Source organism: Nostoc sp. PA-18-2419, from assembly GCF_005869855.1.
GTDB lineage: Bacteria > Cyanobacteriota > Cyanobacteriia > Cyanobacteriales > Nostocaceae > Nostoc.
On record NZ_SZNH01000022.1, the window covers coordinates 1 to 15,130 of the forward strand.

Here is a 15,130-nt window from a genome sequence, read left to right on the forward strand (position 1 = left end):
ATTTCCGGTAGTGTTAACACTGATGTCTTTGTAACTTACGTGCGAGAGATTCTAGCACCACAATTATGATGTCTTTGTAACTTACGTGCGAGAGATTCTAGCACCACAATTATGGATTGGAGCAATTGTGGTGATGGATAATTTATCAGTACATACTGCTGCGGTGATTCAAGACTCAATTGAAGCAGTTGGCGCACGTCTTGTCTTTTTACCTCCTTACTCACCTGACTTATCTCCAATTGAATTATGCTGGTCAAAACTGAAGCACTGTTTGCGAGCAGCAAAAGTTACAACACATGAGGCACTAAATCAACTTTTAACTCAGATTGTGAATCAGCAAATTTTCTCTGATGATGCTTGGGGTTGGTTTGCCCACTGTGGTCTATTCATTTGAAAACTGCTGTAATTGGCATGGACGCGCCAAAGCTCTAACACACTCAGAAATACAACTAATTTTTAGTCATATATTGTGTGTATCTTCATCAACAATTGGTATGACACAACATTGACATCATAATGACATGCTTAAAATATATACAGTCAATTATAGTTTTAAAAAATCACAACAATTTCTGTCTAGTAATTGCACTGGTGACAAATTTAATATTGCTTAATCGAATATTAACCAAGCAAGTGCTATTACAAAATCTTTTGTTCCACAAGATATCTCAAATCAGTTCTGTTCTAATCATGTGAGGTGAAAATGAAAGTTTTTAATATATATAAAATTAGTTTGGCTTCAGTATTATTTGCTGCACCTTTATGTATTTTTCCTTTGAGGATACTTGCACAAACCCCAAATTATAAACAGTGGGCAGTTATTATTAATAGTGGTTCTACAAATGCCTGTGGATATAGAATTCATGTGTTGCCATCTGGAAAAGCCAATTACACTGTTTGCAATAAAAAAGGTTCAGGCGAAATAAAAGTGGACACAGCGACAAAACTTTTTAATGATATTTCGGCAGCTAAGCCATTGTCCAAATTACCATATACATCATGTGCGAAATCTGTTTCGTTCGGTACGTCAACTGAAGTCAGGTATCAGCGGCAAAAATCACCAGACGTTAGTTGTCCAAGTAATGATTCGAGAGTGACAAATTTGTATGATGATGCTAAAAGCATTCAACAGGAATTGAACTTTTCAACTTCCAAAAATTAACTGTCTACCTTCGGCTTGCAATTTCAATTAAAATCGCATCTAAATCTCTGAGGTTTATTTACAGAATATCAGCCCGCCTGATAACAACTTTAAAGTTTCCTAGTAGCGATATTTTCAATAGTCTCAACAGCTATCTCTGCCTTCAAGGCACAGGTAGCTGTTCTGTTGAGGCTCAATCCAAATTACTTCGCTCGTTTGGGAAATGCGTAAGCGTAGCCCATTTATAGATATAAAAATTTAGTCAAGTTAGATTTTAGCTATTTTGTATGACAGTGATTTTTGGCAACACAGCGTTACACTAAGTAGGTCAACATTGAAAAACGTAAGATAGAATATTTGCGATTACTTGGCTACCCTTCAGGAAGCCGCTTCTCTACGAGACGCACTCACGTTCGCGTCTAAACTCCGTTTTGCTCGTAATCACATTTTACATTTAATTAGGTTGAGCTACTTAACGAACAATGCAATCACTAGACAATATTATAAACACTGTTAAACTCACTACTGAGAAATAAATCTACCAGTCTTTTACCAAGGAAAAGCCAATCCAACCAAAATATAATGTGAATGACTACTATTACCCAAAATACAGCTTGGTATGAAGCCTTGCTGCTTTTGTGGCGTAATTTTCGTTGGGCTATAAATGCCCCTAACCATCCACCCATGAATTCACACAAATGTAATATCTTTTCTGGTACTCTCCAACGCCCTTGCTTTGCACGAGATTTATCATCCGCATACAATGCGAAGGTAAGAAAACTCATTACAGGATAAAGAATCAGAGGAATTGGGTTGAAAGTCGTCAATGCAAAATGCACTGCTCCTAAACCTGGCAATAAGGATAAGAGCAATACCTCAAACATAAAAGAAGATTTGGCTGTAGGCTGGAATGTTTCTTTTTTTACAGAAGATGAGGTTTTGGGAACAGGTTGGGATACAACTCCCTCAATGAAGGCATTGCAAGCATAAATTTTTCCATCTTTATCAACCTTTAGCTGATAGCAAATCACATTACCAACTTGTGGACGATGATTTGTTTGTTTAAGTGCAGTGATATGAAGAAAAACATCTTGACTGCTTTGACTAGAGCGGATGAAGCCAAAACCCTTGTCATCTTTCCATGTTATTAATTTACCTTTATGCAAAACAGGTTTCATGAAAGACCCTGATATCGATACTTCATTTTTAAGGTTCTCATCTCAATATCAAATAATTCATACTCAAATTTAGCAACGCCAAAATCAGAGCTAATACTGGAACAATGGAAGTAATGCTAAACCAAGATAATAAACTATGAGTGAACTTCCTAATAGTCTTGAAGATGCGATCGCCCAATCTCAGTCAGCTGTCCAAGCTGCCCTTACAGATGGCTGTACTCGGCTACAAGTTGATTTCCTGTTCCCGGAATTAAAACTTATGCCCGTGGCAGAACAATTTGTGCCTTTGTTTACTGAATATGATTCTCGCTTCAAAATTTTCTTTGCTGACGCTGGGGCGGCGGCCTTGGCCCGCCGTGATTGGAGTGATGCACCATTTCAAATTTTGGATATCGGGACGGGGAGGGCTGCTTCCTTGCAAACAAAAATTCAGCCAGAAGATGAAATTTTCTTATTCATCGCCCCCACTTCCGTAGAAGTACCGCAGTTGGAAAAGTTATGTGAAGCAATCGCCGATCGCCCTTTAATATTTTTAAATCCCCGCCTTGAAGATTCTGGAACTGTGGGCATTGGTTACGCAGCTAGAAAAGTCCGCGATCGTTTTATTAGTACCATTGAATCCTGCTATTACCTGCGGCCGGTAGACGACCAAACTGCCTTATATCGCTGCTACCCAGGACAGTGGGAAGTTTGGATAGAAAACGGCGGTGAATATCAAAAAATTGCCGAATTACCCACAAGACCATCGGGTGATGAGTTGGATCTCATCCTGATGAAGGGACAACCGCAAACAACAACTAATGCTGTACCTGCAAGAAAGCCGAGTGTGTTTAAGAGTTTGCAGCGGTTTTTAAAGGCGTTGAGTAGTTAGGAGAAAGCAGATTTTCAGCTTCTATATATTTTGCCAAAATACTCAACAAACAATAGGAGTTAGAAATTTTATGATCAACTCCTAACTCTTGTAGAGACAAGGGTTAACCCTTGTCTTTACTTTTTTAATTTGCTTGCAACGGCGCATTCAAGATTTTCTCAATGCGATCGCGTGTTTCTAGTAAATGTGCTTTGGTGTATTCATCATCAGAATTCACGTTTTTCAGTTTATCATCTAATTGTTTGAGTTTATACCACGCTAAAGTCCGAGCATCTTCTGGGACATATTCTTTACGCAACACCATGCCACTTAAAATGTCCAGATATTCCCGTTGCAAGCCTCGCCGCAAACTGGCAATCTTCATTGGTTTAGCTTTTGGTTTGAGTACTTCCGTCCAAATACCAGATTGCAAAGTGTCAAATAACTCTGGTAAAGTCAATGCATTGTCTGCCTTGGTTTTGAGTTCGATATCTTTGAGACGAGAAAGGCGATCGGCTGAAAGTAAATCCCGCAGTACAGAACTCTGCAAAAGTAGCACCAAATCGTGAATCGGAAAATCCAAACGCCCAACTTGGGGATAACTACCCCAATGTCGCCAACGAGAAGGTGCTAATTTATTCAACAGTTCTGGTGAGAAATTCAAGGCATCTTCTGCAAATAGATATTTTTGAAGCGTTTCTAAAGCCTGCCGTTGTTGTTCAACTGGTACTGGTTCAAATGGTAATTGATGTTGGGTAACTCCGGAGGGTATTTCGCTGGGGTGGATGCGATAGAAAGACTGTCCCCCAATGTATTTAGTCGTGTAATATATTTGCTGAAAATAGTTCCCTAATACTGTGCTAAAACGTTCGCTGACATCGCTGTAACTATCTCCGGCCATTGGGTAACGCTGATCGAGACGTTCCCACATAATACGAGAATTATTCAACTGCCATTGAGAATAAAGCAGCACATTGCCGCTATTATCCCAAGCATTGGCTGTGGGATCAAGGTCATACACATCTTCGTCTGTGGAATAACTCAACTCAGGTTTGTAAGATTGTGCAGCAATTTGTTCTAAAATTGGCTTTTCTGCTACAGGAGTCGATGTCTGAATTGGCATGTAGCCGTACTTAATCGCCCATTCATCATAAGGCCCTACCATACTCGGAAAATAATCTCCCTGTTTTGTACCTTGAGGAGCAATATTTGGGGGAATGTAGTCCATCACAGAAGCTGTCAAACCTTTAGTTTTAGTAATTTCCGTATTATTCATCTCCTGTGGTGGTAACAAAGTACTACCACGAAAGTTATGCCGTAAACCAAGTGTATGTCCAACTTCGTGGGCGATGATTAAACGTAAATATTGATTGATATATTCTTTGACTTTGTCTTGGCTGGGCATATTATCTGGCAGCAATGACATAGCCAGGGAACCAAAGGCAAACTGATTAGTAGCTTCTATCCCATAGCATAAATCGTATTCGCCTGCCATTTTAGATAAATTACCCAACAACCCTTGTTGTGCTTGCGTTTGCTGGGGTGCATTCTTGTCTTTAGCATTTAAACCATTATTGCAAAGTAAACGATTTTGCATCAATGTCGATAAAGTAGTGGTATTTTGTGCTTGGCTAGGTTGGACGATTTTGCGATATTCATTCTTGAGTGCCCGGACAAAGCTAGCATCTACGAGAATGTCTGCATCCAAAATTTCTCCTGTCAATGGGTTAACGCGGGATGGCCCCAGTGCAAAGTATCCATCTACTGTATTAATCCAGCGAATCGTGTTGTAACGAATATCTGCTGGGTCCCAAGTGGCGTCATCTGGCATTTGGCGGACTTCTATGGCATCCTTGAATCCGGCTTTGAGAAAGGCTTTGTTCCACATCAAAACGCCTTCTTTCATCGCATCGCGGTATTCTAAAGGCACAGCGTTATCAATCCAAAAGACAATAGGTTTTTTGGGACGAGAAATTGCTGCTTTTGGGTCTTGTTTTTCTAGGTTCCAGCGGTTGATGTAGCGGACGAAAGAATCGCCTTGATCGTCTTTAGATAAATCTTGATAGGCGGTGATAAAATAACCGATGCGATCGTCGGCAAAGCGGGGACGATAATTTTTATCAGGTAGTTGGGAGAAACTGTAGTGGACGCGTAAGGTAAAGCCACGGCTGTCAGGTAGCGAGGCGAAGCTTGGCCTGTCACTGTCACCAGAGAAATTTAAAATTGACTCAACTTCTACGTTCTGGGGAAAAGCTTTAGAAGTACCAAAATATGACTGATCTGGGTCTTTTGGAACTCCTAAACTTGAAGATAATCCAGCCAAGTCTGTGAGTAATAAATCGCTCAGATCGATGAGAATAGTTTTGCGTTGCGGATGAATGCTTTTAATCGAAATATTGTAGAGAACAGAGTCACTAAAAGAACGAGCAAGCGATCGCGCTTGCGGATCTCCGTCACGAGTCCGAAAATTGACATTGCGGATCGTAAAGTGTAAATTATTATCCACCCGCTGGAAATAAAACAAAAAATCTTGCAGAGGCATACCGCTGTAAATACCTCGTTCGCCAATGCCTGATTCCAATGTTGCCGTAGCTAAGAAATTTTTATTCAGTTGTTCTGGCTTAATTTCTAAATAAATTTTATTCTTTTCTTTATTGCGATAAAGAGTGAACAATCCCCCCTGCTTGACTGTGTCTTTCACTACTTCATCAAATGGCTCTAAATCATCCTTTGCTGCTGGCTTAGCACTAGAATTAGGCTTGGAATTCGGTTTTTGTGCGGCTTTGGCAACTTGCAAAAATGGTTGTTGTGCTGCTTTTTTTAAATCTTTTACTATCCAAATAAACGGTTCAGGCTGGGCGTCTTTATGGCGATCAACTACCCAAACTTGCCCTGCTGCTAGTCTCTGTTGAGGAGAAATATTAATATTTTTTGGCGATAAGGCTGAGGTTTTAGTTGAAGTTTCTTTAGTTAATAAAGTATTGGACTTGTCTTTATTTGTAGCTGTAACTAAGACTGTCTGATCATTGCCAGACAACTGTTGCTTTGCTCCATCAATAGACACTGACTTGGCGCTAGCGGTTGCTATTCCTAAAAACAAACCTTGTAACAAAATCATATAAAAACTTAATCTGTTCATCGCATTCATCCCTAATAACTATCCCTGGTAATTTTTAAGTTTTGCAAAGCCATGCACTCCCTCCTCAGCCGATTTATTACCTACTTGATCTCAAGCAGTAAACTTTGACTACAATTTTAATTGCCATTTTTCCGTTTTCTTGGACTGTTTTATACTAGAATTTTTCCTAACAATTGCGTCTCTGACAAAGAGTAAGTATTATTTTTACATCAGACTAGTAAATATCTTGGAAAAAAATACAATAAATTTTCCAAAGCCTCAAAATTATGTCATTTTGTAAATAATTTTTAAGTTGGCACTTTATTTACACCACCACAATCAGCTTGAAATTAAAACCGCCTTCTAGCAAAGCCTTTGACAAAGGTTATTGCCAATCTCTTAGTATATATAGTATTAATTAATACGAATAATATATTCATAAAAAGCAAATTAGCAGAGAAAAAATTTTAGTTGCGGATTATCAAAACAATTAGTTTAAATGTATCAACGGACACAGAAATGTCAACATATTTATCTCAAGTTTGGAAACTGCTGATAAATTGTGTGAGAGCTACAAGGTTAGAAGAGATGCCAAAAATTACATCTGTGGAAACTGAAGCAACTTTGCCTCTAACAAATAGTATTAAAGAGCCAGACAAAAGTGTTAAATTTATCCAAGATAATTTGCCGGAATATTTATTGTTTGAAAAATTACAAAAAAGCTTAGAAAAATGGACAATAGCAGGGAGTGGTAGGACTTCTAAGATAGACGAGAAAACGCTGAATAGGCAAGCTACTGGTTTTGGCTTTAGAGTGTGCGATCGCCAGATGCATGAAGAGATTTACGATTTATTGGGTAATAGTGCGCTCAAACCCGAAATAGTCAACGAACTGATGGGATTTCTGATAACAGGTCAAAAAATTTGCTTAGAATCACTTTTCTTGCGGCTAGAAAATTTTTTTTGTCGCTGGTGTCAAGGAGAATTTATCGATGCCACACCAGAGAATAACTTGCCTCAGAAAAAAATGTTACAGTTGGCAGAAAAAAATATTGAGATTGGGCTGAGACAAATAGATATATATACAGGGCTAAACGTACTGATTTTACTATTAGAGTTACACCGCTATGCTCAAGGGCAAGAGCGACTCAGACAAAAAATCACTTTCTATCCATCTGCCAAACCAAACATAGACAATTTTTTCACATCCCAACTGCTGCGGATCGTTAACTATAGTGATGCCTTAGAGATTGGCAACTTTAGCACTATAATTGGGCAATTTCTTAAAGGCGGCAATTTTATCGGTGCTTACCTCGGTGATGCTAACCTGACTGGGGTAGACTTCAGCTGTGCTAATCWCAGCCGTGCTTACCTCGGCGATGCCAACCTAACTGGCGTCAACTTTAGCCGTGCCAATCTTAGCAGCGCTAACCTGGGTGATACCAACCTCAGCGGTGCCAACCTCAGCGGTGCCAACCTCAGTGGTGCCGACCTCAGTAGCGCTAACCTCAGCGGTGCCAACCTCAGTGGTGCCAACCTCAGTGGTGCCGACCTCAGTCGCGCTGACCTTAGCTGTGCTGACCTCAGTCGTGCCAACCTCAGCCGCGCCGACCTCAATCGCGCTGACCTCAGTAGCACCAACCTTAACTCTGCCGACCTAAGTAACGCCATCCTTTTCGGTGCCAATTTGAGTGACGCCAACCTCACCAGCAGCAACTTCAGCCATGCTGACCTTTGCCGTGGCGACCTCAGTGGTGCTGACTTGAGTCACGCTATCCTCAACGGTACGAACCTGAGTGACACAATTCTTTTTAGTACCAACCTCAACAGCGCCATCCTCGTCGCCGCCGACCTCAGTTACGCCAAACTCAATGGCGCCAAGCTCAACAACGCTAGACTTAACGGTGCTATGTTCTTAGGCGCTGACCTCACCGGCGTAGACCTGAGTTGGGTGATTCTCAACGAAGCCGACCTCACCGGCGTAATTCTCAACAACGCCGACCTCAGTGGTGCAGACCTCACCGACGCCATACTTTTCGGCACAGACCTCAGCTATGCCAACCTGAATAACGCTAACCTCAGTGGCAGTAACCTGACTGGTGCGATCCTCAATGGTGCGAATCTCAGCCACAGTAATCTCAGCAGTGCCATTCTTGGACGTGCCGACCTCAGTGACGCCAATATGGAACAAATGACCTGGGGTCAAAAGCAGCAGTGGGAAGATGTGCGGGGACTAGAGACAGCAGTTAATGTACCAGAGGCATTGAAGGAAGAATTGGGGCTGAAGTGAGATCGAAGGAAAGGTAAAATTCAGCCTTTGAACTGCATCGTTCTAGTTTAAAACTGCATGGTTCGAGTTTCAATCGCCATCATTCGAGTTCCGAACTCAATTTTTCTACTTTCAACATCAAAAGATGGGTCTCTTAGCTTGAGCAATGACCAATACTACCTCAAAGCCAGTTCTAAACTTGCTAACTGCAAACCAGAGGGTTATATCCCGCTTGCTAGAGTGTAAGTCGTTCACGTAAAATATAGTGCCATTATTGCGGCAGTTCTCATGACTTCATCTGCGTCGTTCGACACATTAGAGTCTTTACAGGCGGATATCGCTGAATTGATCGCTCGTCTACCGACTTTAAAAAATCAACAACTTATTCAGCAAGCACTTGCTACTATTGTTCGCCTTGCTGATACCGAAATTGAGCGTCTTGATTGGAAAATCTTATCAGCTGCGTTAGCAGATATGGAGCGCGGTTTCCAACTTTTTTATAATTACCGACACGTTCGCAAAGTCACGATTTTTGGTTCTGCTCGCCTCGCACCAGATACACTAGAATACCAAATGGCGCTGGAGTTTGCTCGCGCCGTTACTAAATTGGGATTTATGGTAATGACCGGCGGTGGCGGTGGAATCATGCAGGCAGGTCACGAAGGTGCTGGGCGAGAAAATTCCTTTGGCTTAAACATTCAGTTACCCTTTGAACAGCAAGCGAACCCGTTTATAGAAGGCGATCCCAAGCTAATTAATTTCAAATATTTCTTTACCCGCAAGCTGTTTCTCCTCAAAGAAAGCGATGCTATAGCTTTGTTTCCTGGCGGCTTTGGTACTCAAGATGAAGCTTTTGAATGTATGACGTTAAGCCAAAATGGTAAATTTGGCCCCATACCTTTAGTTTTGATTGACCACCCTGGTGGTGATTACTGGCGCTCTTGGAGCGAATATATTGATAAGCAATTAGTCCACAAAGGTCTTGTCAGTCCTGATGACCCCAGTCTTTACACGGTGACAGACAACCTGGATGTGGCTTGCAATGCTATTACCCGTTTTTACGAGGTTTATCATTCTAGCCGTTATGTCGCAAATCGCTTAATCATCCGTCTCAAGACAGATTTACCTGACGCTCAGGTAGAGCAACTYAATGCTGATTTCAGCGACATTATTATTCAAGGACGGATTGAAAAAAGTCAGGCATTACCCCAAGAAGCCCAAGATGAAACTGTTGGACTACCCCGCCTGATTTTGTATTTCAATCAACGTGATTTGGGGCGCTTATATCAGATGATTGCCACAATTAACCAGATGGGTACTCCTTCACCAGAAGATGCAGCGCATCCAGAAAGGAAGTAGGGTTTTAGGGTGCAAAAATTCACCCGTATCCCTATATTTTTGTGAGTCTTCATAGACTGCTGTTGCCAGTTTAATGTAATACTATTCGCAAAAATGATTTGCAACAAATGAACCGGCTGTAGGGGTGTACAAACTGTATGCCCCCAGCTATACATCTATCACATTCTTCTTTCAAATTGGTATGAGTTTGACAAACCTCTCCCTAATTTGAACTAAATTCAAAATCTGTGACTCTGAGAATCGAAGAGAGACATGTTTTGCTTAGTAAAATATCTGAAATTTTTTTGATTCGATTAATTAGGCAAATGCAATATGAGTCGTCGAACTCACGTCATTTTAATATTTTTTAAATCAGCGATTGAAGGTGAGTAATTTCGGCAAGGCTTGGGTCATGATCTTACATCCATATCTATTTTCCTTTCTCAAAATCTTTACAATTTATGTTGGGATAATTCAATTGATGCAGAACTGCAAATAACCCAATTGGACTAACTCCATCCCCACAAAAGCAAAACTATCCTTATCGACATCCGGACTTTTGCACATTCTCTGAAAAGTCAACTCGCAGCGCAGGCGATCGCCACAAATTTCTAACCATGACTACGGCTTTTTAATTTGTATTTCTTTTTATCATTAATGGCGATCGCACTTGGAAAAGTAGTGTATATAAATTATTGTCAAACTAAAAAAATGATTCAATATGGCAAGAAAATTCGCCTTGCCTCCTTTATACTGGTTTTCAACAGAGGTGGCTGTTAGAGTTCGTATTTTTTGGTAAAAGGTTTAACGAAAATCAGGTAATTTAACCTACTTCCAGATGACAAAAACACCAGTTATTATGGCTGAGTGCTGATGGACATAAAAAAACCTGTATATTAGCACAGGAAATAATATAGAACATCCTAAACAAAGATAGAGGAATAAAGTATGCTGGAAATACTAGGTTCAGGTTTGGTGTCACTTTGGCTAGAAATGGCTGGGGTACACATCAAGCCCCTAGATGCTTTAGATGCATTGGCTTGGCAAAGTAGGCCTGGCTTGGTTCTAGCCCCTGATCCCAATCCAACTGGGGCGACTACGGTACAAGCATATCTCAAGCAATTAATAACATCAAAAGTAGTAGGGGCAAATCTGGCTGAAAGTCAGGGAATTTGGATGCAGTCAGGGCCGATGCTGATGGCAAATCATCAAGGCACAACAGCTCTACCGGCTGCCTCTTTAACTAAAATTGCTACTTCATTAGTTGCTTTGAAAACTTGGGGCCCAGACCATCAATTTGATACTTTGGTGAGTATCACTGGGCCAGTGGTAAATGGGGTTGTCCAAGGCGATTTGGTGATTACTGGTGGCGGCGATCCGATGTTTGTTTGGGAAGAAGCGATCGCCCTTGGTAATACTTTAAATCAGATGGGCATCAAGCAAGTAAAGGGAAATTTGGTGATTAGTGGTAATTTCGCCATGAATTTCCAACGTCAGCCAATGCTAGCGGGTCTAATACTCAAGCAAACATTAAATTCTGCGACTTGGGGCCGCCCTGCTGTTTACATATACTCAATCATGCCCAAGGGAACACCCAAGCCGAAAGTTGTGATTGCGGGTGCTGTCAAATTTGAGGCACAACCAAATCCGCGCCAAACTTTATTAGTACGTCATCGTTCGTTACCCCTGAAGCAACTGCTCAAGGAAATGAACGTTTACAGTAACAACGATATGGCAGAGATGCTGGCAGAGTCAGTGGGAGGAGCCAGTGTAGTACAATCTACTGCTGCTTATCTTGCTAAAGTGCCGCAATCAGAAATTCAGTTAATCAATGGTTCTGGATTAGGACCAGAAAATCGGATTTCCCCGAGAGCTGTTTGTTCTATGCTCATGGCTATTCAAGGGGAAGCAAACACTTATCAACTGAATCTAGCTGACTTGTTCCCCATGTCTGGCTTTGATCGCCGAGGAACACTCCACACTAGACACATCCCCTCTGCTACTGTCATCAAAACTGGCACTCTCCGCGATGTTAGCGCTTTAGCCGGAGTAATGCCTACACGCGATCGCGGTTTGGTTTGGTTTGCGATTATCAACCGTGGTACAAATGTCTGGGGTTTACGTACTGGACAAGACCAACTTTTGCAACGTGTTGTCCAACAATTACAAGTACCTCAAACCGTCCCTTTTGCCATCACTCCCCACTCAGCTATCAACACTCTACCCCAGCTAGGCGCAGCCATTCGCAATGAAATTTTATTCAAAAGTTAGTTTATTGGTAATTAACAGCAGATTTCTAAATTCTGATTTCTAAAGTATCCTGTCTGGGTAAAAACCGAACCTGTAAAGTGTAAATCTCCATAATAGCTTTTGGGGTAAATTTTCCATTAAGTTGATTAAAGGTAACTTGCAAAATACCCTAACCCTAATAGTGGCTAGAGTGAGCAAAACCAAAAGCAAAAAGCCAACGTCAAATTTGTAAAAATAATTGTAAATAGATCTGTCACGACTAAGTAACAATTAAGCTTCTAGATTTAGGTTGTGATTATGCGATTTCCCAAATTACCCAGACCTGTGCGTCAACTAACCACTCATGTATTAGCGATCGCGCTAGGAGTTGTACTCACAATTAGCACATTGCAAGTGTTGCCGTCCCAAGCCGAACCTGCACCGATTGCACCTGCTGTGGATACTCCAGAAATGATTGCCCAACGACAATCACCTACAACTTCTACCATTGGTAGCAGTAGCTTTGTCACAGCAGCAGTCAACCGCGTGGGTACAGCAGTTGTCCGAATTGATACGGAACGGACAATTACTCGGCGCATGGACCCATTTTTACAAGACCCCTTTTTCCGTCGCTTTTTTGGTGACGGTTTGCCCCAACAAATGCCTTCTGAACAACTACGCGGTTTAGGCTCAGGTTTTATTCTTGACAAGAGCGGATTAGTTTTGACTAATGCCCATGTAGTAGATAAAGCTGATAAGGTAACAGTCAGGCTCAAAGATGGTCGCAGCTTTGAAGGCAAAGTTCAAGGTATAGATGAAGTTACAGATTTGGCAGTAGTCAAGATTAACGCTGGTAACGATTTACCAGTGGCGCCCTTGGGTTCTTCCAGTAATGTACAAGTAGGAGACTGGGCGATCGCAGTTGGTAATCCTTTGGGATTTGATAACACTGTTACTTTGGGAATTGTCAGTACGCTCAAACGTTCCAGCGCCCAAGTCGGTATTACTGATAAACGCTTAGACTTCATTCAAACAGACGCTGCTATTAACCCCGGTAACTCTGGCGGCCCACTGTTAAATGGACGAGGTGAAGTGATTGGTATTAACACAGCTATTCGTCCTGATGCAATGGGTATTGGCTTTGCCATTCCCATCGATAAAGCCAAAGCGATCGCATCTGTGCTGCAACGTCAAGGCAAAGTTCCTCACCCATATTTAGGGGTGCAAATGGTAACTTTAACACCCGATCTTGCCAAGCAAAATAACACCGATCCTAACTCTCCGATTCAAATACCAGAAATTAATGGTGTTTTTGTGATGCAAGTTATTCCCAATTCTCCAGCTGCATCTGCGGGTATCCGGCGCGCAGATGTAATCGTTCAAGTAGATGGTAAAGCAATTACCAGTGCTGAACAATTGCAGAATCTTGTGGAAGACAGTCGCCTTGGTCAAGTATTACAGGTAAAAGTGCAACGGGGTAATCAAACACAGCAGCTTTCAATACGCACAGCTGAATTGCAAAACGCTTCCTAAAAGGAATATACCCGATTTCAATCATCAGCACGATAGCACAAATGTACTATCGTGCTGCGTATTGTATCAAATTTAAATGGAGATAACCACAGCCGAAAATTCCTTTGATGTCAACTTTAAAGTGAAATCTCCTGTCCTTGTGCTGCCTTTGTTTTGCAGTTTGTTCCTATATGGCGTAACTTTAATACACAAAAGGTATAAGTATAACGGTGTGGAAAAACAAAACTATATTAAGAAAAATTAAGTAGGCTTAAACCCTCTTCCCTCCAGCATAGCAACCGACGCTCTCTACGAGACGCTGCGTGCGTGGACACGGCTTAGCGGCGCTATCCTGCCTTGTCTTCGACACGCTACGCGAACTGCCTCACCCCAACGATAAATATTCACACCGACCTACTTATCTACTTTGTAATATTAGCCGTATTTAGATTGACATCTACTTAATATCAATCAGATGAACGTCTAATATAATTAGAGTTTTAAATAAAATGACTCGGCAGTCACACAATCTCCCTCCTTATTCCCAAGCATTAAATGTTTGGGTCGCATCCGGCTATCAAGATCAGTCACGTTTATTACGGGGGCAAGCATTGCAAGAGGTCTTAGACTGGGCACAAGGCAAAAGCTTAAGCAATTTGGACTATCAGTTTTTGCTAGCCAGCCAAGAACTAGAGCGTCGCCAACTTCAGCAAAAACTAGAAGCCGCTAATTATGAATTGCAACGATTATTTACTATAGCTACTATTGATTGTTTAACTCAAGTAGCTAACCGCCGGCGATTTGATGAGTATCTTGATACTGAGTGGCGGCGCATGGCACGCTCACAACAGTTCCTCTCCCTTATCCTTATTGATGTAGATTTCTTCAAATCCTACAACGATACCTATGGTCATCCAATGGGCGATCGCACTCTTGCGAAAATTGCTAAAGTCATCAAAGATGTTGTTCAACGTCCTACTGATTTAGTTGCCCGTTATGGTGGGGAAGAATTTGCTGTAATTTTGTCTAACACAGATACACTTGGTGCAATTCACATTGCCCAAAAAATTTGCTTTGCTGTGTGGAAACTGGCAATTCCTCATCAATATTCACAAGTGAGTTGTTATGTAACTGTGAGTGCTGGGTTAGCCACTGTAATTCCTATGTTTAACTCTAGCTTTCAAGAAATCATTGTGGCCGCAGATAAAGCATTGTATCAAGCAAAAAAAGCAGGACGTGCTTGCCTTGTGTACAGTCAAGAGCAAACTGAAAATTTAGAAGTAAATCAGATTGCTTCTCTAGCAAAGCTGTACATCTGCGATGACTCGTTCTTTAGAAAGGAATTATCGCTGTCTAAACAGAAATTACAGCAGACTAGAAACAAAAGCCAACAGCTTATCACCCAAGTCCGACAACTGGTGCAGAAAAACCAACAAATTAGGCACCAAAGCCAGCAGATTAGGGAGAAAACTCCACAGATGACACGGTAACAAGTA

General features: G+C 41.4%; 9 protein-coding genes and 1 pseudogene. 8 read left to right on the forward strand and 2 right to left on the reverse strand.

The window, feature by feature from the left end; genetic code table 11:
- Positions 1-76: 76 nt before the first annotated feature.
- Together FCR06_RS20985 and FCR06_RS20990 are read left to right on the forward strand one after the other, a co-directional pair.
- Positions 77-394, forward strand: a pseudogene (locus FCR06_RS20985) (transposase); the annotation flags it as partial.
- A gap of 309 nt (positions 395-703) precedes the next feature.
- The gene (locus FCR06_RS20990) at positions 704-1,162 is read left to right on the forward strand and encodes a hypothetical protein (protein WP_138503167.1); all 459 of its coding nucleotides are present in this window, start codon (positions 704-706) and stop codon (positions 1,160-1,162) included.
- Positions 1,163-1,632: 470 nt separating this feature from the next.
- Here FCR06_RS20990 and FCR06_RS20995 read toward each other — a convergent pair whose 3' ends face one another.
- A complete protein-coding gene (locus FCR06_RS20995) occupies positions 1,633-2,319 on the reverse strand; it encodes a DUF1294 domain-containing protein (protein ID WP_138503169.1) in 687 nt (228 codons plus the stop codon).
- Positions 2,320-2,455: 136 nt separating this feature from the next.
- On the opposite strand from FCR06_RS20995, the gene FCR06_RS21000 reads away from it, so the two are divergent.
- Positions 2,456-3,190: a DUF1995 family protein gene (locus FCR06_RS21000; RefSeq protein ID WP_138503171.1), complete on the forward strand. Its 735-nt coding sequence runs from the start codon at positions 2,456-2,458 to the stop codon at positions 3,188-3,190.
- A gap of 124 nt (positions 3,191-3,314) precedes the next feature.
- On the opposite strand, the gene FCR06_RS21005 is transcribed toward FCR06_RS21000, so the two are convergent.
- On the reverse strand, positions 3,315-6,308 hold the full coding sequence (locus FCR06_RS21005) for a zinc-dependent metalloprotease (protein ID WP_138503173.1): 2,994 nt from the start codon (positions 6,306-6,308) through the stop codon (positions 3,315-3,317).
- 498 nt (positions 6,309-6,806) lie between these two features.
- Between FCR06_RS21005 and FCR06_RS21010 the strand changes: the two genes are divergently transcribed.
- From FCR06_RS21010 to FCR06_RS21030, 5 genes are all read left to right on the forward strand, one after another.
- Positions 6,807-8,576: a pentapeptide repeat-containing protein gene (locus FCR06_RS21010; RefSeq protein ID WP_138503175.1), complete on the forward strand. Its 1,770-nt coding sequence runs from the start codon at positions 6,807-6,809 to the stop codon at positions 8,574-8,576.
- A gap of 267 nt (positions 8,577-8,843) precedes the next feature.
- Positions 8,844-9,914, forward strand: coding sequence for an LOG family protein (locus FCR06_RS21015; RefSeq protein ID WP_138503177.1), 1,071 nt, complete (start codon positions 8,844-8,846; stop codon positions 9,912-9,914).
- A 927-nt stretch (positions 9,915-10,841) separates the two neighbouring features.
- Positions 10,842-12,164: a D-alanyl-D-alanine carboxypeptidase gene (locus tag FCR06_RS21020; protein ID WP_138503179.1), complete on the forward strand. Its 1,323-nt coding sequence runs from the start codon at positions 10,842-10,844 to the stop codon at positions 12,162-12,164.
- A 276-nt stretch (positions 12,165-12,440) separates the two neighbouring features.
- Positions 12,441-13,655 carry an HhoA/HhoB/HtrA family serine endopeptidase gene (locus FCR06_RS21025; protein WP_138503181.1) on the forward strand — a complete coding sequence of 405 codons (1,215 nt, stop codon included), beginning with the start codon at positions 12,441-12,443 and terminating at the stop codon, positions 13,653-13,655.
- A gap of 488 nt (positions 13,656-14,143) precedes the next feature.
- The gene (locus tag FCR06_RS21030; protein WP_138503183.1) at positions 14,144-15,124 is read left to right on the forward strand and encodes a diguanylate cyclase; all 981 of its coding nucleotides are present in this window, start codon (positions 14,144-14,146) and stop codon (positions 15,122-15,124) included.
- The last annotated feature ends 6 nt before the right edge of the window (positions 15,125-15,130 follow it).